The organism is Endozoicomonas sp. SESOKO4, assembly GCF_024606275.1.
Map to the genome: position 1 here is coordinate 1 of NZ_JAHHPS010000484.1, position 1,435 is coordinate 1,435.

General features: G+C 57.9%; 1 protein-coding gene. It reads right to left on the reverse strand.

The features are described 5' to 3' along the window. Positions 1-1,435 (reverse strand): hypothetical protein (locus tag KDK16_RS09330; protein ID WP_257275758.1); only part of this gene is annotated, 1,435 nt, incomplete at both ends.

A 1,435-nucleotide genomic window follows, 5' to 3' on the forward strand; every position in this document is an offset into this window, starting at 1 on the left:
GGCCAGGCTGCTCAGGTAATGTACCAGCCGTTGCCCTCTGCGAATGATCCTGTTCAGAAAGCTCAGGGCTTCGTGGTTTCCATCGGCACTGTCACTCTCGGCCAATGCACTATCGTTGCTGTTGATCAAAGCTGTGGGGCTCAGGCTGACTTGTCCGCCTTTAAAGTGCAGGCTGGCCAGCACGTCCGGTTTGATCAGTGCCAGGGTCTGGTTAGTGTCGGTATTGATGATCCTGACGCTCTGGCTCCTCAGGGGCAGGGAGCCGTTGCTGAGTGTGAGGTTGCTGCCGCTGCTCTGCTCCTGCGGGTCACACTGGTTAAACCCTACCTGTTTCGCAGTCAGGTCAGTAAAGAACAGTGCGGTGCTGTTATCACCCGTCAGTCGTCGTAAATCCGCTTTCGACCCGGACGACAGGAGGACATAATGCTTGCCATAATCGTCTACTGTCCGGGCTGGCCTGCACGCCCGCAGGTCATAGACGTCATTGCCAGGACCACCGATCAGGGGGCGGGTCCAGTCGACGAAGGCTTGCCACAGGCTGCTGTTGCCGGGTGCTTCCAGCTTTCGGTTGTCACACCGATCGCTCCGTGTCCAGTTTGCCAGTACCTCGGGGCGTGCGGCTGCGTTTCCCGACGTCCCCAGCAGCAGCAGGTCATTACCGCCCCGCCCCAGAATGGACCATTGTCGGGCATGGGCGCCCACGTACAGGATGTTGTTACGGTCATTGCCCCAGAGTCTTAATGTCCTGTTGCCCATGGCCGACGAGCTGATCACGGCGGGTATAAACGGCCATGGACGGTAATGGCTGCCGGGTTTCGGTCCGCTCACCTGAACACTGCCTGGTTCCCAGCCCCACTGGTTTGTGCCAGTAATAAACACTTGTCGTCTGGATTGTATGGGGTTTAATGGCTCCAGCGTCAGTTTAATCCCGTCCATAGCCCGGTGTGTGACGATTTTTACTGGCCGGTCTTGCGCTTGCCGGATGTACAGGGGGTTGCTGGCGTTGGCGTGGATGAATCGAAGGCGGTTCTTCCGGTTTCCTGCCGTTAATGGAAATACCACCCCCTGGCCAGAGCGCATCACCCTTGCTGCCAGATCGGATAAGGTCAGCTGAAGGTCATTGAACACCAGGGTCGTTGGTTGCGGGAACCGGTCGTGCTGTTTGGGCCAGACCCCCTGGATCACGATCCCGGCGTTGCCTCCCTCAAAGCGGTGAGACAGGACCAGGTTCTGACCCCGGCGACCGGCCTGGTAAAGGAAGGCCGGTACTTTCAATTCAATGCGGGTCTGTGCCTGGTTTTTAACGTCGGTTTGTTCTTCAGCAAGGCCGGGATGGAGGATGACCCGGGAAAAAAACGACAAGTCACTCTTATTAATCTGAATCACATCCGAACCGCCCTGGCCCTCCACCATGACCCCAAACTGTCGGCGGGAG